The sequence below is a fragment of the Pseudomonas sp. B21-028 genome (assembly GCF_024749045.1).
GTDB lineage: Bacteria > Pseudomonadota > Gammaproteobacteria > Pseudomonadales > Pseudomonadaceae > Aquipseudomonas.
Genome location: NZ_CP087184.1, coordinates 4,995,201 through 5,015,024, shown reverse-complemented (window position 1 = coordinate 5,015,024; position 19,824 = coordinate 4,995,201). Strand labels below are relative to the sequence as shown.

General features: G+C 61.2%; 17 protein-coding genes, 3 tRNA genes and 1 riboswitch. Of the genes, 19 read left to right on the top strand and 1 reads right to left on the bottom strand.

What is annotated here, in order from left to right:
• The first annotated feature begins 266 nt into the window (after nt 1-266).
• The 12 genes from LOY35_RS21580 (at nt 267) to astE (ending at nt 12,665) form a co-directional block, all read left to right on the top strand.
• Nucleotides 267-1,040 (top strand): ABC transporter substrate-binding protein, encoded by a 774-nt coding sequence (locus LOY35_RS21580; RefSeq protein WP_258626949.1) that lies wholly within the window; start codon nt 267-269, stop codon nt 1,038-1,040.
• Between the two features lie 90 nt (nt 1,041-1,130).
• Nucleotides 1,131-1,820, top strand: a complete 690-nt coding sequence (locus LOY35_RS21575) for an ABC transporter permease (protein ID WP_258626946.1) — start codon at nt 1,131-1,133, stop codon at nt 1,818-1,820.
• The gene (locus tag LOY35_RS21570) at nt 1,817-2,515 is read left to right on the top strand and encodes an ABC transporter permease (protein WP_258626944.1); all 699 of its coding nucleotides are present in this window, start codon (nt 1,817-1,819) and stop codon (nt 2,513-2,515) included. The genes LOY35_RS21575 and LOY35_RS21570 overlap by 4 nt, the downstream gene beginning before the upstream one ends.
• 56 nt (nt 2,516-2,571) lie before the next feature.
• On the top strand, nt 2,572-3,336 hold the full coding sequence (locus tag LOY35_RS21565) for an ABC transporter ATP-binding protein (RefSeq protein WP_175363326.1): 765 nt from the start codon (nt 2,572-2,574) through the stop codon (nt 3,334-3,336).
• 113 nt (nt 3,337-3,449) lie between these two features.
• Nucleotides 3,450-4,430, top strand: a complete 981-nt coding sequence (gene argR / locus LOY35_RS21560) for a transcriptional regulator ArgR (RefSeq protein WP_047701099.1) — start codon at nt 3,450-3,452, stop codon at nt 4,428-4,430.
• Nucleotides 4,431-4,845: 415 nt separating this feature from the next.
• Nucleotides 4,846-6,066: an aspartate aminotransferase family protein gene (locus tag LOY35_RS21555; protein ID WP_258626939.1), complete on the top strand. Its 1,221-nt coding sequence runs from the start codon at nt 4,846-4,848 to the stop codon at nt 6,064-6,066.
• 191 nt (nt 6,067-6,257) lie between these two features.
• Nucleotides 6,258-7,277, top strand: coding sequence for an arginine/ornithine succinyltransferase subunit alpha (gene aruF / locus LOY35_RS21550; RefSeq protein ID WP_144930305.1), 1,020 nt, complete (start codon nt 6,258-6,260; stop codon nt 7,275-7,277).
• Nucleotides 7,278-7,323: 46 nt separating this feature from the next.
• Complete coding sequence (gene astA / locus LOY35_RS21545; RefSeq protein WP_144930304.1) at nt 7,324-8,346, top strand: arginine N-succinyltransferase; 1,023 nt, start codon at nt 7,324-7,326, stop codon at nt 8,344-8,346.
• Nucleotides 8,343-9,812 carry a succinylglutamate-semialdehyde dehydrogenase gene (gene astD, locus LOY35_RS21540; protein ID WP_258626934.1) on the top strand — a complete coding sequence of 490 codons (1,470 nt, stop codon included), beginning with the start codon at nt 8,343-8,345 and terminating at the stop codon, nt 9,810-9,812. Before astA ends, astD begins: the two co-directional genes overlap by 4 nt.
• Nucleotides 9,813-9,941: 129 nt before the next feature.
• A complete protein-coding gene (gene astB / locus LOY35_RS21535) occupies nt 9,942-11,288 on the top strand; it encodes an N-succinylarginine dihydrolase (protein ID WP_258626927.1) in 1,347 nt (448 codons plus the stop codon).
• A 69-nt stretch (nt 11,289-11,357) separates the two neighbouring features.
• Nucleotides 11,358-11,645, top strand: a complete 288-nt coding sequence (locus LOY35_RS21530) for a hypothetical protein (RefSeq protein WP_024776525.1) — start codon at nt 11,358-11,360, stop codon at nt 11,643-11,645.
• A gap of 12 nt (nt 11,646-11,657) precedes the next feature.
• Nucleotides 11,658-12,665 carry a succinylglutamate desuccinylase gene (gene astE / locus LOY35_RS21525; protein ID WP_047701094.1) on the top strand — a complete coding sequence of 336 codons (1,008 nt, stop codon included), beginning with the start codon at nt 11,658-11,660 and terminating at the stop codon, nt 12,663-12,665.
• Between the two features lie 120 nt (nt 12,666-12,785).
• On the opposite strand, the gene LOY35_RS21520 is transcribed toward astE, so the two are convergent.
• Nucleotides 12,786-13,292 carry a 6,7-dimethyl-8-ribityllumazine synthase gene (locus LOY35_RS21520; protein WP_258626922.1) on the bottom strand — a complete coding sequence of 169 codons (507 nt, stop codon included), beginning with the start codon at nt 13,290-13,292 and terminating at the stop codon, nt 12,786-12,788.
• A gap of 100 nt (nt 13,293-13,392) precedes the next feature.
• Nucleotides 13,393-13,562: riboswitch (FMN riboswitch) on the bottom strand.
• 267 nt (nt 13,563-13,829) lie between these two features.
• Here LOY35_RS21520 and ltaE point away from each other — a divergent pair.
• From ltaE to LOY35_RS21485, 7 genes are all read left to right on the top strand, one after another.
• The gene (gene ltaE, locus LOY35_RS21515) at nt 13,830-14,834 is read left to right on the top strand and encodes a low-specificity L-threonine aldolase (RefSeq protein ID WP_258626920.1); all 1,005 of its coding nucleotides are present in this window, start codon (nt 13,830-13,832) and stop codon (nt 14,832-14,834) included.
• A 145-nt stretch (nt 14,835-14,979) separates the two neighbouring features.
• The gene (gene alaS, locus LOY35_RS21510; RefSeq protein ID WP_258626917.1) at nt 14,980-17,601 is read left to right on the top strand and encodes an alanine--tRNA ligase; all 2,622 of its coding nucleotides are present in this window, start codon (nt 14,980-14,982) and stop codon (nt 17,599-17,601) included.
• Between the two features lie 87 nt (nt 17,602-17,688).
• The gene (locus tag LOY35_RS21505; protein ID WP_258626916.1) at nt 17,689-18,930 is read left to right on the top strand and encodes an aspartate kinase; all 1,242 of its coding nucleotides are present in this window, start codon (nt 17,689-17,691) and stop codon (nt 18,928-18,930) included.
• Nucleotides 18,931-19,116: 186 nt separating this feature from the next.
• A complete protein-coding gene (gene csrA, locus LOY35_RS21500; RefSeq protein ID WP_003178872.1) occupies nt 19,117-19,305 on the top strand; it encodes a carbon storage regulator CsrA in 189 nt (62 codons plus the stop codon).
• Nucleotides 19,306-19,367: 62 nt separating this feature from the next.
• Nucleotides 19,368-19,458, top strand: a tRNA-Ser gene (locus LOY35_RS21495).
• Nucleotides 19,459-19,566: 108 nt separating this feature from the next.
• A tRNA-Arg gene (locus tag LOY35_RS21490) sits at nt 19,567-19,643 on the top strand.
• A 72-nt stretch (nt 19,644-19,715) separates the two neighbouring features.
• Nucleotides 19,716-19,792 (top strand) — tRNA-Arg (locus LOY35_RS21485).
• The last annotated feature ends 32 nt before the right edge of the window (nt 19,793-19,824 follow it).

The window sequence follows — 19,824 nt, the reverse complement described above, 5'->3', positions numbered from 1 at the left end:
TTGGTTTCCTTTCTTTCGCCTTCGCATGAATTTGCTGGGCTGTCAATGTGCTCGAACCGCTTTCTCGATGCTTCTGTAATTTGTTGTCGCATTGAAGAAATATCGACTTCGGGCCTGTCGTTAGAATGCCGATCACTCGCTCGTCGTGGCTTGCGTTGATAAAAACGCCCGCTTCCTAGGACGCAGCGCCTACGTTCGTTCCACCCATTCGCATATTGGGCTGTTGCTCACTCTGCCGTTTTGCCCTTTACCGATGGAGTCCCAAGATGAAGAAACTTGTGCTGCTTGGCGCCCTGGCACTGTCCGTGCTGTCCCTGCCGACATTCGCCGATGAAAAGCCCCTGAAGATCGGTATCGAAGCGGCTTACCCTCCGTTTGCCTCGAAAGCCCCGGACGGCAGCATCGTCGGTTTCGACTACGATATCGGCAATGCGCTGTGCGAAGAGATGAAGGTCAAGTGCGTGTGGGTCGAGCAGGAGTTCGACGGCCTGATCCCAGCGCTCAAGGTGCGCAAGATCGACGCGATCCTGTCCTCCATGTCGATCACTGAAGATCGCAAGAAGTCCGTGGACTTCACCAACAAGTACTACAACACCCCGGCCCGTCTGGTGATGAAGGCCGGTACCCAGGTCAGCGATGGCCTGGCCGAGCTCAAGGGCAAGAACATCGGCGTGCAGCGTGGTTCGATCCACGAGCGCTTTGCCCGTGAAGTCCTCGCCCCGCTGGGTGCCGAGATCAAGCCATACGGTTCGCAGAACGAGATCTACCTGGACGTCTCCGCCGGTCGCCTCGATGGCACCCTGGCAGACGCTACCTTGTTGGATGACGGTTTCCTGAAGACCGACGCCGGCAAAGGCTTCGCATTCGTGGGCCCGGCCTTCACCGACGTCAAATACTTCGGCGACGGCGTAGGGATCGCGGTTCGCAAGGGCGATGCCTTGAAAGACAAGATCAATGGCGCCATCGCCGCTATTCGCGAGAACGGTAAGTACAAGCAGATCCAGGACAAGTACTTCGCCTTCGACATCTACGGCAAGTAACACCGTCCCGCCACTCGTGCGAAATGGCGCAAGCAACAGGCTCCCTGCGGTTTGCGCCATTTTTTCATCCCACTTTCGAGGACCTGAATCATGTTGAAAGGCTACGGGGCTGTCATCCTCGATGGCGCATGGTTGACGCTTCAGCTCGCCTTGTCGTCCATGGCCCTGGCCATCGTCCTTGGACTGATCGGTGTCGCGTTGCGCCTCTCGCCGGTGCGCTGGCTGGCGTGGTTGGGTGACCTTTATTCCACGGTCATTCGTGGTATTCCCGACCTGGTGCTGATCCTGCTGATTTTCTATGGCGGCCAGGACCTGCTCAACCGCGTGGCGCCGATGCTCGGTTATGACGACTACATCGACCTCAACCCGCTGGCGGCCGGCATCGGCACCCTGGGCTTCATCTTCGGTGCCTACCTGTCGGAAACCTTTCGTGGTGCGTTCATGGCGATCCCAAAGGGGCAGGCCGAGGCGGGCATGGCGTATGGCATGAGCGGGTTCCAGGTGTTCTTCCGGGTGCTGGTGCCGCAGATGATTCGCCTGGCGATTCCGGGCTTCACCAACAACTGGCTGGTGCTGACCAAGGCGACCGCGTTGATCTCGGTGGTGGGCCTGCAAGACATGATGTTCAAGGCCAAGCAGGCGGCGGATGCCACCCGTGAGCCTTTCACCTTCTTCCTGGCAGTGGCGGCGATGTACCTGGTGATCACCAGCGTCTCGTTGCTGGCATTGCGTCACGTTGAGAAGCGCTACTCGGTAGGCGTAAGGGCGGCTGATCTATGATCTTCGACTACAACGTCATCTATGAAGCCTTGCCGCTGTACTTCGGCGGTCTGCTGACCACTCTGAAGTTGCTGGCGCTGTCGCTGTTTTTCGGTTTGTTGGCGGCGCTGCCCCTGGGGCTGATGCGGGTGTCCAAGCAGCCGGTCGTGAACATGACGGCCTGGCTCTATACCTACGTGATTCGCGGCACACCGATGCTGGTGCAGCTGTTCCTGATCTACTACGGGTTGGCGCAGTTCGAATTCGTGCGCGAGAGCGTCCTCTGGCCGTGGCTGTCCAGCGCAACGTTCTGTGCCTGTCTCGCGTTCGCTATCAACACCAGCGCCTACACCGCCGAAATCATCGCCGGCAGCCTGCGGGCCACGCCCAATGGCGAGATCGAGGCGGCCAAGGCCATGGGCATGTCGCGCTTCACGCTGTATCGCCGGATCCTGTTGCCATCGGCCCTGCGCCGGGCGCTGCCGCAATACAGCAACGAAGTGATCATGATGCTGCAGACCACCAGTCTGGCCTCCATCGTGACCCTGATCGACATCACCGGTGCCGCGCGCACGGTGAACGCCCAGTATTACCTGCCGTTCGAGGCTTACATCACGGCCGGGGTGTTCTACCTGTGCCTGACCTTCATCCTGGTGCGCCTGTTCAAGCTGGCCGAGCGTCGCTGGCTGAGTTACCTGGCCCCGCGCAAGCACTGATAACGCGTCGACCCGATCGACTGCCCAACGAATGACGTTTTGTGAGAACCGACCGCATGTACAAGCTCGAAGTCCAAGACCTGCATAAACGCTATGGCAGTCACGAAGTGCTCAAGGGCGTGTCCCTGAAGGCCGCCGCTGGCGATGTGATCAGCATCATCGGCTCCAGTGGCTCCGGCAAAAGTACCTTCCTGCGCTGCATCAACCTGCTTGAGCAACCCCATGCCGGCAAGATTCTGCTCAACAACGAAGAGCTGAAGCTGGTGGCCAACAAGGATGGCGCGTTGAAGGCCGCGGACCCCAAGCAACTGCAACGCATGCGTTCGCGGCTGTCGATGGTGTTCCAGCATTTCAACCTGTGGTCCCACATGACCGCGCTGGAAAACATCATGGAAGCGCCAGTGCATGTGTTGGGCGTCGCCAAGGCCGAAGCCCGCGAGAAGGCCGAGCATTACCTGAACAAAGTGGGCGTGGCCCATCGCAAGGACGCTTATCCGGGCCACATGTCCGGCGGCGAGCAGCAGCGCGTGGCAATTGCCCGGGCGCTGGCGATGGAGCCGGAAGTCATGTTGTTCGACGAGCCGACGTCGGCCCTCGACCCGGAACTGGTAGGCGACGTGCTCAAGGTGATGCAGGCCCTGGCCCTGGAAGGCCGGACCATGGTGGTGGTGACCCACGAAATGGGCTTTGCCCGCGAGGTGTCGAACCAACTGGTGTTCCTGCACAAAGGCATTGTCGAAGAAAGCGGTAACCCGCGTGAAGTGCTGGTCAATCCGCAATCGGAGCGCCTGCAACAATTTCTTTCGGGCAGCCTCAAGTAATTGCTCCCGTTACGCACCTGATTTGGGTCATGCTGCGCACCACGTGCCAGATGGTCTAATTTGGTTGCAGCCGCTTTTGGCTTTAACACTGTTTTCGTTTCGGATCGCCCGCCATGACTGCCCATCGAATTGGTTTCCTGATTTGGCCCAGCACTAAAGCCTTGACGCTGGCGCTGGCAGAGGAGGCCTTGCGTGTCGCTCAGCGCGTGCATCCGGAGGTGGTCTACGAGCTTTCGTTTCTGCAGGCCGAACCGGCGGGCGAGGGTGCCTGGCAATTACCCGGCGAACCCTGGGCAGGCAAGCTCGAAGGCCTCCAGAAGCTGTTCCTGTTGGCTGATGAACCACCGGCTGCGCTGGCCTCCAACCTGAGCAGCGCGCTCAAGCAACTGGTGCGTGCCGGTTGTGTGATTGGTGGCCTGTCGGCCGGTGTCTATCCGCTGGCTCAATTGGGCTTGCTCGACGGTTACCGCGCCGCCGTGCACTGGCGCTGGCAGGACGATTTCTCCGAGCGTTTCCCCAAGGTCATCGCCACCAGCCATTTGTTCGACTGGGATCGCGACCGCCTGACGGCCTGCGGTGGCATGTCGGTGCTCGACCTGCTGCTGGCGGTACTGTCGCGCGATCACGGCGCGGAACTGGCCGGGGCAGTGTCGGAAGAGCTGGTGGTCGAGCGCATCCGTGAGGGTGGCGAACGCCAGCGCATCCCGTTGCAGAATCGCCTCGGCTCCAGCCATCCGAAGCTCACCCAGGCGGTGTTGCTGATGGAGGCCAACATCGAAGAACCGCTGACCACCGATGAAATCGCCCAGCACGTGTGCGTATCCCGCCGGCAACTGGAGCGGATCTTCAAGCAATACCTCAACCGCGTGCCGAGCCAGTATTACCTGGAGCTGCGCCTGAACAAGGCCCGGCAGATGCTGATGCAGACCAGCAAATCCATCATCCAGATCGGTTTGTCCTGTGGTTTCTCCTCGGGGCCGCACTTCTCCAGCGCCTACCGCAACTTCTTCGGCGCCACGCCGCGGGAAGACCGCAACCAGCGACGCAGCAGCAGCCCGTTCGAATTGTCGTCGGTGCCGGCCGAGCGGGGTTAGGGCGCGCTCACGACTTTTGTAGGCAGTAGATTTATCTGTGGCGAGGGGATTTATCCCCGCTGGGGCGCGAAGCGCCCCTGGAACCCGGCACCTCGCTGCGCCAGATAGATTGATTTGACTGTTCTGGGGCTGCTTTGCAGTCCAGCGGGGATAAATCCCCTCGCCACAGTTGTCCTTTCCCAAACTGCTGTTGTGTCTGGCAATGGAAATGTGGACGTCGACGCCTAAAGTCCCCCGACAACGTTTAAACTGCGCCTTTGCGACGCTATTTGTCGCATTGCCATAAACCCAATGAAAACGGGGTTTGGCGCTATAAGAAGTTGTCGCTTGGCGGCAAGGCCGGGCTGAAAACTGTCCTTACAATCCTCACCAAGCTCGCCATTTCCAGGCGAGTGTTTCTCTTCAGGAGACTCCGATGTCCGTTGAGCAAGCCGCGGTACAACGCGCCGATTTCGACCAGGTAATGGTTCCCAACTATGCGCCTGCTGCCTTCATTCCCGTGCGTGGCGCCGGTTCCCGCGTGTGGGACCAGTCCGGTCGCGAGTTGATCGATTTCGCTGGCGGTATTGCAGTCAACGTGTTGGGCCACGCCCACCCGGCGCTGGTTGGCGCGCTCACCGAGCAGGCCAACAAGCTGTGGCATGTCTCCAACGTATTCACCAACGAACCGGCGCTGCGCCTGGCCCATAAACTGGTCGACGCGACATTCGCCGAGCGTGCGTTCTTCTGCAACTCCGGCGCCGAAGCCAACGAGGCCGCCTTCAAGCTGGCCCGTCGTGTTGCGTTCGATCGTTTCGGCACTGAAAAGTACGAAATCATCGCCGCGCTCAACAGCTTCCACGGCCGCACGCTGTTCACCGTCAACGTCGGCGGGCAGTCGAAGTATTCCGATGGTTTCGGTCCCAAGATCAGCGGTATCACCCACGTTCCCTATAACGACCTGGCAGCCTTGAAAGCAGCCATTTCGGACAAGACCTGCGCCGTGGTGCTGGAACCGATCCAGGGCGAAGGCGGCGTGCTGCCAGCCGAGCAAGCCTACCTGCAAGGCGCCCGCGACCTGTGCGATGCACACGATGCGCTGCTGGTGTTCGACGAAGTGCAGACCGGCATGGGTCGCAGCGGTGAACTGTTTGCCTACATGCACTACGGCGTGGTCCCGGACATCCTCACCAGCGCCAAGAGCCTGGGCGGTGGTTTCCCGATCGCGGCGATGCTCACCACCGAAGCGCTGGCCAAGCACCTCGTCGTCGGGACCCACGGCACCACTTACGGCGGCAACCCGCTGGCGTGCGCGGTGGCGGAGGCGGTGATCGATGTGGTCAACACCCCTGAAGTGCTCGGCGGCGTCAAGGCCAAGCATGACAAGTTCAAGACCCGCCTGGAGCAGATCGGCGAGAAGTACGGCCTGTTTACCCAGGTGCGCGGTCTGGGCCTGTTGATCGGCTGCGTGCTGAATGACGCCTGGAAAGGCAAGGCCAAGGACATCTTCAACGCCGCCGAACAGGAAGGCCTGATGATCCTGCAAGCCGGCCCGGACGTGATCCGTTTCGCCCCGAGCCTGGTGGTGGAGGACGCCGACATCGACGCCGGCCTGGACCGTTTCGAGAAGGCCGCGGCGAAGCTGACCCAAGCCTGATCCTGAAAACTGGCTCCATGGGAGCCAGGTTTCTGTGGGAGCTGAGCTTGCTCGCGATGGGATCGCCTTGTTGTGACAGGTGAAACTCAGTGTGTGCATCGCGAGCAAGCTTTGCTCCCACAGGAAGCCGTTTTTTTCTTTGTGTCGACCCTTTTGGTCGAACCCTTTATTTCAAGTTAAGGAGTGACACCATGCTGGTGATGCGCCCCGCGCAAATGGCGGATCTGGGCGAGGTACAGCGTCTGGCTGCGGACAGTCCGATCGGTGTCACTTCCTTGCCGGATGACGTGGAACGCTTGAGCGACAAGATCGCCGCGAGCGAAGCCTCGTTTGCCGCCGAAGTCAGTTTCAATGGTGAGGAAAGCTATTTCTTCGTCCTTGAAGACACCGCCACCGGCAAGCTGGTGGGCTGTTCGGCCATCGTCGCGTCGGCCGGTTATTCCGAGCCGTTCTACAGCTTTCGCAACGAGACGTTCGTCCATGCCTCCCGTGAGCTGAAGATCCACAACAAGATCCACGTGCTTTCCCAGTGCCACGACCTGACCGGCAACAGCCTGCTGACCAGTTTCTATGTGGTCCGGGACCTGGTGGGCACGCCATGGGCAGAACTCAATTCCCGCGGGCGCCTGCTGTTCGTCGCCAGCCATCCGGAGCGGTTCGCCGATTCGGTGGTGACCGAGATCGTCGGCTACAGCGATGAAAATGGCGATTCGCCGTTCTGGGACGCCATCGGTCGCAATTTCTTCGACCTCAACTATGCCGCCGCCGAGCGTCTGTGCGGGCTGAAAAGCCGCACTTTCCTGGCCGAGCTGATGCCGCATTACCCGATCTACGTGCCACTGCTGCCGGACGCCGCCCAGGAAGCCATGGGGCAGGTCCATCCGCGTGCGCAGATCACCTTCGACATCCTGATGCGCGAAGGCTTCGAGACCGATCATTACATCGACATCTTCGACGGCGGCCCGACCCTGCATGCCCGCGTCTCGGGGATTCGTTCGATTGCCCAGAGCCGCGTGGTGCCGGTCAAGCTCGGCGAACCGGTCAAGGGTGCCGGCCGGCAATACCTGGTGGCCAATGCGCAGTTGCAGGATTACCGCGCCGTGTTGCTCGAGCTCGATTACGCGCCGGGTAAACCGGTGATCCTGGACATGGAAGCGGCCGAGGCCCTGGGCGTTGGCGAAGGCGCCAGCGTGCGCCTGGTGGCGGTTTAAGTCTGAGTTTCGCGGGTGGCATGAGCGGCCCGTTTGAGGAGATAGCATGATCGTTCGTCCCGTACGCAGCAGCGATTTACCCGCTCTGATCGCCCTGGCCCGCAGCACCGGTACCGGCCTGACCACCTTGCCGGCCAACGAAGAGCGCCTGGCCCATCGGGTCGGCTGGGCCGAGAAGACTTTTCGCGGTGAAGCCGGGCGTGGCGATGCGGACTACCTGTTCGTGCTCGAAGACGACGACGGCCAAGTGGTGGGCATCTCCGCCATTGCCGGTGCCGTGGGCCTGCGTGAGCCCTGGTACAACTTCCGCGTCGGCCTGACGGTGAGCGCTTCCCAGGAGCTGAACATCTACCGGGAAATCCCGACGCTGTTCCTGGCCAACGACCTGACCGGCAATTCCGAGCTGTGTTCGCTGTTCCTGCATGCCGATTACCGCAATGGCCTCAACGGCCGCATGCTGGCCAAGGCGCGGTTGCTGTTCATTGCCGAATACCCGCAGTTGTTCGGCAACAAGATCATCGCCGAGATGCGCGGCATGTCCGACGACACCGGCCGTTCGCCTTTCTGGGAAAGCCTGGGCCGGCACTTCTTCAAGATGGAATTCAGCCAGGCCGATTACCTGACCGGAGTCGGCAACAAGGCGTTCATCGCCGAACTGATGCCCAAGTTCCCGCTGTATACCTGTTTCCTGTCCGAGGATGCCCGCGCCGTGATCGCCCAGGTTCATCCGGACACCGAGCCGGCCTTGTCGATGCTCAAGAGCGAAGGTTTCAATTATCAAGGCTACGTCGACATCTTCGATGCCGGCCCGGCCGTGGAATGCGAAACCGCCAAGATCCGTGCGGTTCGTGACAGCCAGGCCCTGGTGCTGGCCATCGGTACGCCGGGCGACGACGCCACGCCATTCCTCATCCATAACCGCAAGTGCCTGGATTGCCGCATCACGGCGGCACCGGCGCGCTTCGCCTCGGGCACCCTGGTGGTTGATCCGCTGACCGCCAAACGCCTTCAACTCAACGCCGGCGATCAAGTGCGCGCCGTTGCGTTGTCTGCTCGGGAGTCGAAATGATGAACTCGCTGTATATCGCGGGAAGCTGGCTGGAAGGCCAGGGCGACATGTTTGAGTCGTTGAACCCGGTGACCCAGCAAGTGTTGTGGTCGGGCAAGGGCGCCACGGCGGCGCAGGTCGAGTCGGCGGTGCAGGCTGCGCGCCAGGCATTTCCGGACTGGGCCCGGCGCGCTCTGGATGAGCGCATCCAGGTGCTGGAGGCCTTTGCTGCGGCGCTGAAGAGCCACGCGGACGAACTGGCCCACTGCATCGGCGAGGAAACCGGCAAGCCGTTGTGGGAAGCGGCCACAGAAGTCACCAGCATGATCAACAAGGTCGCCATCTCGGTGCAGAGCTACCGCGAGCGGACCGGCGAGAAGAGCGGCCCCCTGGGCGACGCCACTGCGGTACTGCGGCATAAGCCCCACGGTGTAGTAGCGGTATTCGGTCCTTACAACTTCCCTGGCCATTTGCCCAACGGCCACATCGTGCCGGCGTTGCTGGCGGGTAACTGCGTGTTGTTCAAGCCGAGCGAACTGACCCCGAAAGTCGCCGAGCTGACGGTCAAGTGCTGGGTCGAAGCCGGTTTGCCGGCGGGCGTGCTGAATCTGCTGCAAGGTGCACGGGAAACCGGTATCGCCCTGGCGGCGAACCCGGGTATCGACGGGCTGTTCTTCACCGGCTCCAGCCGTACCGGCAATCTGTTGCATCAACAGTTCTCCGGTCGCCCGGACAAGATCCTGGCGCTGGAAATGGGCGGTAACAATCCACTGGTGGTGGACGAGGTGGCGGACGTCGATGCGGCGGTCTACACCATCATCCAGTCGGCATTCATTTCCGCCGGCCAGCGCTGCACCTGCGCCCGCCGATTGCTGGTGCCGGAAGGGGCGTGGGGCGATGCCCTGCTGGCGCGCCTGGTGGCGGTCAGCGCTGCGATTGAAGTCGGCGCGTTCGACCAGCAACCGGCGCCGTTCATGGGCTCGGTGGTTTCCCTGGGCGCGGCGAAAGCCTTGATGGACGCGCAAAATCATCTGCTGGGCCTCGGCGCCGTGGCGCTGCTGGCGATGACCCGGCCACAGCCCCAGGCCGCGTTGCTGACGCCAGGGATCCTCGATGTGACGGCGGTGGCCGAACGTCCTGACGAAGAGCTGTTCGGGCCGCTGCTGCAAGTGATCCGCTACGCGGATTTCCCGGCGGCCATTGCTGAGGCCAACAACACCCAGTACGGCCTGGCCGCCGGCTTGTTGTCCGACTCCCAGGAGCGCTACCAGCAGTTCTGGCTGCAAAGCCGTGCCGGTATCGTCAACTGGAACAAGCAGTTGACCGGCGCCGCCAGCAGCGCTCCGTTCGGCGGCGTCGGCGCCTCGGGCAACCATCGCGCCAGTGCCTATTACGCGGCCGATTATTGCGCGTACCCGGTGGCGTCCCTGGAGACGCCGAGCCTTGTCATGCCGGCTGCCCTGACTCCCGGCGTGAGAATGGCGTAGCGCCAATCGCGAGCAGGTTCGCTCCACAAGGGCTGCGCAAAACCCTGTGGGAGCGAGCCTGCTCGCGATAGCAGCGCCGCCGTTGCTACTTGATGCCTATAAAAAACAGATCCTCGTGGAGCCTCGCTGATGAAATCCTTTGAAGTCAATTTTGACGGTCTAGTGGGGCCGACCCATAACTACGGCGGGCTCTCGTACGGCAACGTCGCGTCCCAGAGCAACAGCCAGGCCTGCTCCAACCCAAAGGAAGCGGCATTGCAGGGCCTGGCGAAAATGAAAGCGCTGATGGACATGGGCTTCCAGCAGGGTGTACTGGCGCCACAGGAGCGCCCCGACGTGGCTGCTCTGCGCCGGTTGGGCTTTGCCGGCAGCGACGCCGAGGTCATCCAGCAGGCCGCGAAAGAAGCGATGCCGCTGCTGGTCGCCAGTTGCTCGGCCTCCAGCATGTGGGTGGCGAATGCCGCCACCGTCAGCCCAAGCGCCGACACCGCGGATGGCCGCGTGCATTTCACCGCCGCCAACCTGAACTGCAAATACCATCGCAGCATCGAGCACCCGACCACCAGTCGCGTACTGGGGGCGATGTTTGCCGATCAACAGCACTTTGCCCATCACGCCGCGTTGCCGGCGGTGGCGCAGTTCGGCGATGAAGGGGCAGCCAACCACACCCGGTTCTGCCGGAGCTACGGTGAGGCGGGCGTCGAGTTCTTCGTGTTCGGTCGCAGTGCTTTCGACACCCGCTACCCGGCGCCGCAGAAATACCCGGCCCGTCAGACCCTCGAAGCGTCCCGCGCTGTCGCTCGTCTGCATGGCCTGCGGGAAGAGGGCGTGGTGTACGCCCAACAGAACCCGTCGGTGATCGACCAGGGCGTGTTTCACAACGACGTGATCGCGGTCGGCAATGGCGAGGTGTTGTTCTATCACGAGGACGCGTTTCTCGAGACCGACAAGATGCTCGCCGAACTGAGCGGCAAACTCGCCAAGGTCGGTGGGACATTTCAGTCTGTGTGTGTGCCGCGTTCGGCGGTCAGCGTCGATGACGCGGTACGTTCCTACCTGTTCAATAGCCAGCTGTTGTCGCGTCCCGACGGCTCGATGCTGTTGATCGTGCCGGAAGAGTGCCGCAGCAACCCGCGTGTCTGGCAATACCTGCAAGGCCTGACGGGCTCTGGCGGGGTGATTCGCGAAGTGAAGGTCTTCGACCTAAAACAGAGCATGCAGAACGGTGGCGGCCCGGCTTGCCTGAGGCTGCGCGTGGCCCTCAATGAAACCGAACTGGCGGCCGTCAACCCAGGGGTTATCATGACGGCGCCGCGGTACGATTCGCTGACCCAGTGGGTCGAGCGGCATTACCGCGACCGTATGACCGAAAGCGACCTGGCGGACCCGCAATTGCTGCTCGAATGCCGGTCGGCACTGGATGAACTGACACAAATCCTTAAACTTGGCGCGGTTTATCCTTTCCAGATCAATTGAAAGCGCGCGCGACCTGACTACAGTCAAAGCAGGGCGCGTGGCCTTATCCCCAGACGAGAACGTAAAAACATGAGCGATGCACTGCAGCTGATTCTTGAAGACACCGACGGCACCCAGCTGGAAACCTCTTGCACCCGCGTGGCGGTGATGTGGCAAGGCAAGGAGTTGTGGATCCAGCAGGACGGCCGCGGTCAGCTGCTGATCGGCGTGGACGTCGAGGAAGGGGATGAGGAATACGCCAACCTGTTGTTGCGCCCGTTGGCAACCAACCTGGTCAGCCTGCAGCTGGAAATGGAACCGGCCGACCTCGGCGACGATGACCATGTCCATGGCCCGGATTGCGGCCACGACCATTAAGGAAACCGCGCTATGCTCGCCCTCGGCAAACTGCTTGAACTGACCCTCGCCGGCCGTGAACCGGCGGAGAAGACTCAACTGACTGTCGAAGGCGTGCGGATGCGCTGGTTGAGCGAGGGCGCGCTGGAGGTCAAGCCGCCCGAAGCCCGGGATAATGGCCTGGACCTGTTGTTGTCGGCGGGGATCCACGGTAACGAAACCGCGCCAATCGAATTGCTCGACCGCCTGCTGCATGACATCGCCCGTGGTGACGTGAAGCCCCGGGCACGCATTCTGTTCCTGTTCGGCAATCCCGAGGCCATCCGCCGCGGTGAGCGTTTCGTCGAGCAGGACGTCAACCGGCTGTTCAATGGCCGTCATGAGCTGAGCGGCGGCCCGGAAGCGCTGCGGGCTTGCGAGCTGGAGCGGCTGGCTGCCAGCTTCTTCAACCGGCCAGAGCGCAGTCGCTTGCATTACGACCTGCACACGGCCATCCGCGGCTCAAAGATCGAGCAGTTCGCCCTGTACCCCTGGAAGGAGGGGCGCCAGCATTCACGTCGTGAACTGGCCCGCCTGCGTGCGGCGGGTATGGAAGCGGTGCTGCTGCAAAACAAGCCGTCCATCGTATTCAGTGCCTACACCTACGACCAGCTCGGCGCAGAATCCTTTACCCTGGAACTGGGCAAGGCGCGGCCGTTCGGAGAGAACGAAGGCGTCAACGTCAGCCTGCTGGAAACCCGCCTGAAGCAGATCATCGAAGGCAACGAGCCTGAGCTGGACGAAGGGCTGGATGGTCTCCAGCTGTTCAGCGTGGCCCGGGAAATCATCAAGCACAGCGATAGCTTCCGCTTGAACCTGCCGGCGGACATCGAGAACTTCTCGGAGCTGGGAAAAGGCTATGTGCTGGCCGAAGACATCGCCCAGACCCGTTGGGTGATCGAAGAAGAGGGGGCGCGGATCATCTTCCCCAACCCCAAGGTGAAGAACGGCTTGCGGGCAGGCATCCTGATTGTGCCGGCCACGGATGAAAATCTGGCCTGAGTCCAGCGCCGAGCCCTTGTGGGAGCGAGCCTGCTCGCGATAGCGGTATACCAGCCGACATTCATGGCGACTGACACTCCGTCATCGCGAGCAGGCTCGCTCCCACATTCGGTTCGGTGTTTAGACGGCTAAAGCGCGCTGTTCGCTACGGCGCAGCGTCCGGGTCTTGCGCAAGGTGTCGGCGCAGGTCTTCGCCGCTTCCTGACCCTTGTGCACGAAGTGCTCGAAGAAAAACTTCTGGTGCTCTTCCCCGGCATGGAAGTGGTGCGGCGTGAGCACCACCGAGAACACCGGCACCTCGGTTTCCAGCTGCACCTGCATCAGGCCGCTGATCACCGATTGAGCGACGAACTCATGCCGGTAGATACCGCCATCCACCACCAGGCCAGCGGCGACGATGCCCGCGTAGCGGCCGGACTTGGCCAGCAGTTTGGCGTGCAGCGGGATCTCGAAGGCGCCACCGACTTCGAAGAAGTCGATATCACTTTCCTGGTAGCCCTGGTTGAGCATTTCCGCGACGAAGCCGTTACGGCTCTGGTCGACAATTTCCTTGTGCCAGCAGGCCTGGATGAACGCAACGCGTTCGCCCGGATGTTTGATTTTGCTGTCGATTGCAGTGGGTTGCATGTTCTGGTTCCTGTTTGTGTGAAAAACAGGGCGTCATGAATCGAAGGGGAGTCGAGGGTACGCTGCGCACAGATAGCCGCAAGCGGTCCTTGGGAGCCGATCCCGTTCTCTCTTCATCCGGACTATGACCGTCGGCCCCGGGATCACACCGGGTCTGCTGACCTTGTCGCCGCACCGCTAAAAAGCCGTGCATCGCCAAGCGCTCGCGGGCTATGCACCTTGCGTGCAATTACCGCCGGTGGGGAATTGCACCCCGCCCTGAGAACGTTTTGCCGCTACGCTGTGTGGCGGCGCAGGATTTTTAACACATAACTCCCTGTGGGAGCGAGCGGTGGGAGCAAAGCTTGCTCGCGATGGCGCCGGGTCAGGCTGTATTGATATTGATTGACCCACTGCTATCGCGAACAAGCTTTGCTCCTACTGCACACAAGCGTTTTGTTGTGTTTTCCTTCAGGCGGTCTTGATTATTCGCCGTCATGACCGCAGTAATTACCCTTCGAAAGGGAATTCTCCCCACCCGCACCCGAGGCCAGATTCATGAGCGTTATCGATCTTCGCAGCGACACGGTCACCCAACCTTCCGCCGCCATGCTGGATGCCATGGCCGGCGCGCCGACCGGCGACGATGTGTATGGCGAGGACCCGACTGTCAATCGTCTCGAAGCCGAACTCGCCGGGCGCCTGGGGTTCGCGGCGGGGTTGTTCGTGCCCACTGGCACCATGAGCAACCTGCTGGGGTTGATGGCTCACTGCGAGCGTGGCGATGAGTACATCGTCGGCCAACAGGCCCACACCTACAAATACGAAGGCGGCGGCGCGGCGGTGCTCGGTTCGATCCAGCCCCAGCCCCTGGAGGTGCAGGCGGACGGCTCCCTGGACCTGGCGCAAGTCGCCGCTGCGATCAAGCCCGATGACTTCCACTTTGCCCGCACCCGCCTGCTGGCCCTGGAAAACACCATGCAGGGCAAGGTGCTGCCGCTGGAGTATCTGGCCCAAGCCCGGCGTTTCACCCGGGAGCACGGCCTCGCGCTGCACCTGGACGGGGCGCGTTTGTACAACGCGGCGGTCAAGCTCAACGTCGATGCGCGGGAGATCACGCAGCATTTCGATTCAGTGTCGGTGTGCCTGTCCAAAGGTTTGGGCGCGCCGATCGGTTCGGTCCTGTGCGGCAGCGCCGGCTTGATCGACAAGGCGCGCCGGCTGCGCAAGATGGTCGGCGGCGGCATGCGCCAGGCCGGGATCCTGGCGGCAGCGGGGCTGTATGCCCTCGATCATCAGGTCCAGCGCCTGGCCGACGACCACGCCAATGCCCGGCGCCTTGCCGAAGGGTTGCAGGCGGCGGGTTATGAGGTCGAGCCGGTGCAGACCAACATGGTCTATGTGCACATGGGCGATCGGGCTGAGGCGATCAAGGCATTTGCCGCCGAGCGGGGCATCAAGCTCATTGCTGCGCCGCGCCTGCGGATGGTGACCCACCTGGACGTCAGCGCTGGGCAAATCGACCGGGTGATCGCCACTTTCGTCGAATTTTCCGGCAACTGATCGCTCAAGCAGCCCAATTGACAGTTTCTATCGCATAACACGCTGTACCCCAAGCGCAGGGCCGATATAATGCGGCCCTTTGCCGTTGCTTCGTCTGTTGACGTTTTGCACAGGCCTTTGGCCGCAGCCTCCGTGGAAGAACCTAATGAAAAGCGCAGAAATCCGTGAAGCCTTCCTTCGCTTCTTCGAAGAGCAAGGTCACACCCGAGTAGCCTCCAGCTCTTTGATTCCGGGCAATGACCCGACCCTGCTGTTCACCAACGCGGGGATGAACCAGTTCAAGGACTGCTTTCTGGGCCAGGAGAAACGTGCCTACACCCGCGCGGTGAGTAGCCAGAAGTGCGTGCGTGCCGGCGGCAAGCACAACGACCTGGAAAACGTCGGTTATACCGCTCGTCACCACACGTTCTTCGAAATGCTGGGTAACTTCAGCTTCGGCGACTATTTCAAGCGCGACGCCATCACCTTCGCCTGGACCTTCCTGACCTCCGACAAGTGGCTGAACCTGCCCAAGGAGAAACTCTGGGTAACGGTCTACGCCACCGATGACGAAGCCTATGACATCTGGACCAAAGAGGTCGGTGTCCCGGCCGAGCGCATGGTGCGCATCGGTGACAACAAGGGCGCGCCATACGCCTCCGACAACTTCTGGACCATGGGCGATACCGGCCCGTGCGGCCCTTGCACCGAGATCTTCTACGATCACGGCGCCGACATCTGGGGCGGCCCACCCGGCTCGCCGGAAGAGGACGGCGACCGTTACATCGAGATCTGGAACAACGTGTTCATGCAGTTCAACCGCACCGCTGATGGCGTGTTGCATCCGCTGCCGGCGCCGTCGGTCGACACCGGCATGGGCCTGGAGCGGATCAGTGCGGTGTTGCAGCACGTTCACTCCAACTACGAAATCGACCTGTTCCAGAGCCTGCTGGACGCTTCGGCCAAGGCCATCGGTTGCACCAACGACAACCAGGCTTCGCTGAAAGTGGTGGCCGACCATATCCGTTCCTGCGGCTTCCTGATTGCCGACGGCGTGCTGCCGTCCAACGAAGGCCGTGGCTACGTGCTGCGCCGGATCATCCGTCGCGCCTGCCGTCACGGCAACAAGCTGGGCGCCAAGGGCAGCTTCTTCTATCAGATCGTCGCGGCCCTGGTGGCCGAGATGGGTGAGGCCTTCCCGGAATTGAAATCCCAACAGGCGCACATCGAGCGCGTGCTCAAGGCCGAAGAAGAGCAGTTCGCCAAGACCCTGGAGCAGGGCCTGAAGATCCTCGAGCAGGACTTGGCCGAACTCAAGGGCAACGTGGTACCGGGCGACGTGGTGTTCAAGCTGTACGACACCTACGGTTTCCCGATGGACCTGACCGGCGACATCGCCCGCGAACGCAACCTGACCCTCGACGAAGAAGGCTTTGAACGCGAGATGGAAGCCCAGCGGGTGCGTGCGCGTTCCGCCAGCGCCTTCGGCATGGACTACAACAGCCTGGTCAAGGTTGACGTGGCCACCGAATTCACCGGTTACGCCGGCACCAGCGGTTCGGCCAAGATCGTGGCTATCTATAAGGACGGCCAATCGGTCGACATCCTGAGCGAAGGCCAGGAAGGCGTGATCGTGCTCGACACGACCCCGTTCTACGCCGAGTCCGGCGGCCAGATCGGCGACAGTGGTTACCTGCAGGCCGGCAGCTCGCGTTTTGACGTGCGCGACACCACCAAGACCGGCGGCGCGTTCCTGCATCATGGCGTGCTGGCTTCGGGCAGCCTGATGGTCGCCGCCCCGGTATCCGCCCATGTCGACGCCGAAGTGCGTCACGCCACCTCGCTGAACCACTCCGCCACGCACTTGCTGCATGCGGCGTTGCGCCAGGTGTTGGGTGAGCATGTCCAGCAGAAGGGTTCGTTGGTAGACAGCCAGCGCCTGCGCTTTGACTTCAGCCACTTCGAAGCCATCAAGCCTGAGCAGCTCAAAGCCCTGGAAGAGATCGTCAACGCCGAGATTCGCAAGAACTCCCCGGTAGAAACCGAAGAAACCGACATCGACACCGCCAAGAAGAAAGGCGCGATGGCGTTGTTCGGCGAGAAGTACGGCGATAGCGTGCGCGTGCTGAGCATGGGTGATTTCTCGGTGGAGCTGTGCGGTGGCATTCACGCCAACCGGACCGGCGACATCGGTCTGCTGAAGATCATCAGTGAAGGCGGCGTGGCCTCCGGCGTGCGGCGTATCGAAGCGGTCACCGGTGCCGCGGCACTGGCGTACCTCAACGCTGCCGAAGAACAACTCAAGGAAGCGGCGAGCCTGATCAAGGGCAGCCGTGACAACCTGATCGACAAGCTGTCGGCAGTGCTGGAGCGCAACCGCCTGCTGGAGAAGCAACTCGAGCAGTTGCAGGCCAAGGCCGCCAGCGCCGCGGGCGACGATCTGTCGGCCCAGGCCGTGGACGTCAAGGGTGTGAAAGTGCTGGCCGTGCGTCTGGACGGTCAGGACGGCAAGGCCCTGCTGGGGCTGGTCGATCAACTGAAAAACAAACTCGGCCGCGCAGTGATCCTGCTCGGCAGTGTCCATGAGGAAAAGGTCGTTCTCGTCGCAGGCGTGACCAAGGACCTGACTGGCCAACTCAAAGCCGGTGATTTGATGAAGCAGGCCGCTGCGGCAGTGGGCGGCAAGGGCGGTGGCCGTCCGGACATGGCGCAAGGCGGCGGTACCGACGTTGGCGCACTGGACGCGGCACTGGCCCAGACCGTTGCATTTGTAGAGCAGGGTATTTAAGGCGGTGCTTCGGGCTCGCGGTCTAGTCGCGGGTCCGACCGCCGTAGTAACTATTGGGCGCCCTTCAGGGGCAGAGGCGGCTTTGAAATGGCTTTGATCGTACAGAAATTTGGAGGCACCTCGGTCGGCACTGTCGAGAGAATCGAACAAGTCGCCGACAAGGTTAAGAAATTCCGTGAAGCGGGCGATGACCTGGTGGTTGTACTGTCGGCAATGAGCGGCGAAACCAACCGTCTGATCGATCTGGCCAAGCAAATCAGCGGCGAGCAGCAGCCGGTTCCCCGTGAACTGGACGTGATCGTTTCCACCGGCGAGCAGGTGACTATCGCCTTGCTGGCCATGGCACTGATGAAGCGTGGCGTGCCGGCGGTGTCCTATACCGGCAACCAGGTGCGTATTCTGACGGACAGCGCGCACAACAAGGCGCGTATCCTGCAGATCGACGATCAGAAAATTCGTGGAGACCTGAAGGCTGGCCGTGTCGTAGTGGTCGCCGGTTTCCAGGGCGTGGACGAGCACGGCAACATCACCACCCTGGGTCGTGGCGGTTCCGACACCACCGGTGTTGCACTGGCGGCAGCCCTCAAGGCTGACGAATGCCAGATCTACACCGATGTGGATGGCGTCTACACCACCGATCCGCGAGTGGTTCCCGTGGCTCAGCGCCTGGACAAGATCACCTTCGAAGAGATGCTGGAAATGGCCAGTCTCGGCTCGAAGGTGCTGCAGATCCGGGCGGTTGAATTCGCTGGCAAGTACAACGTCCCGCTGCGCGTCCTGCACAGCTTCAAAGAGGGTCCGGGCACCCTCATTACTATTGATGAAGAGGAATCCATGGAACAGCCGATCATCTCCGGCATCGCTTTCAACCGCGATGAAGCCAAGCTGACCATCCGTGGCGTGCCAGACACCCCTGGCGTGGCCTTCAAGATTCTTGGCCCGATCAGTGCCGCGAACATCGAAGTCGACATGATCGTGCAGAACGTCGCGCACGATAACACCACCGACTTCACCTTCACCGTGCACCGCAACGACTATCAGGCCGCCGAAGCCGTGCTGAAGAAGACCGCAGCCGAGATCGGGGCCCGGGAAGTGGTGGGGGACACCAAGATCGCCAAGGTGTCGATCGTCGGCGTTGGCATGCGCTCCCACGCAGGCGTGGCCAGCCGCATGTTCGAATCCCTGGCCAAGGAAAGCATCAATATCCAGATGATCTCGACTTCGGAAATCAAGGTTTCCGTGGTGATTGAAGAGAAATACCTGGAACTGGCCGTGCGTGCCCTGCACACGGCTTTCGAACTCGACGCAACCGCCCGACAGGGCGAATAAGGCCTTGTCCCGAGGGCGCGGTTCTACCGCGCCCTTTGTTTTTTTGAATGGCGCGTCCCAAAACTGTTCTTTTGCTCGCGCTGGTCAATACTGAGGCCTGTAGGCTGCGACCGTTGCGGTTGCAGGTCCGACGTCCTTGTTTTGCAGACTTGTAGTCCCTGAACTGAATTGCGTGAGGAGAAAGGTATGCTGATTCTGACTCGTCGGTGCGCAGAGAGCCTGATTATTGGCGATGGCGAAATCACCGTGACCGTGCTGGGCGTCAAAGGAAACCAAGTGCGTATTGGCGTCAACGCGCCGAAAGAGGTCGCGGTGCACCGGGAGGAAATTTACCTGCGCATCAAGAAAGAGAAGGACGACGAACCAAGCCATTAATTTTTATCGATTTTTATGTTTGCAAACGGGGATGAAGGTGGTTAATATACGCCCCGTGTTGCGGAGAGCTGGCCGAGTGGCCGAAGGCGCTCCCCTGCTAAGGGAGTACACCTCAAAAGGGTGTCGGGGGTTCGAATCCCCCGTTCTCCGCCATTATTCATGTAGTGCGTTGTAATCTGGCTTGTTCGGTAAGTTGTTGAAATTACTGGAAAAAAGCGCTTTACAAAAAGATTCGACGACCTATAATGCGCGGCAACACATGCACTCGTAGCTCAGCTGGATAGAGTACTCGGCTACGAACCGAGCGGTCACAGGTTCGAATCCTGTCGAGTGCACCATTTAAGAGTCGTTTGCAGCAATGCAAATAACTTGGCTTCAACCAGTTGTGATCTGGTATAAAACCACAACCTGCACTCGTAGCTCAGCTGGATAGAGTACTCGGCTACGAACCGAGCGGTCACAGGTTCGAATCCTGTCGAGTGCACCATATATCAAAAAGCCCGCGTTTAACGCGGGCTT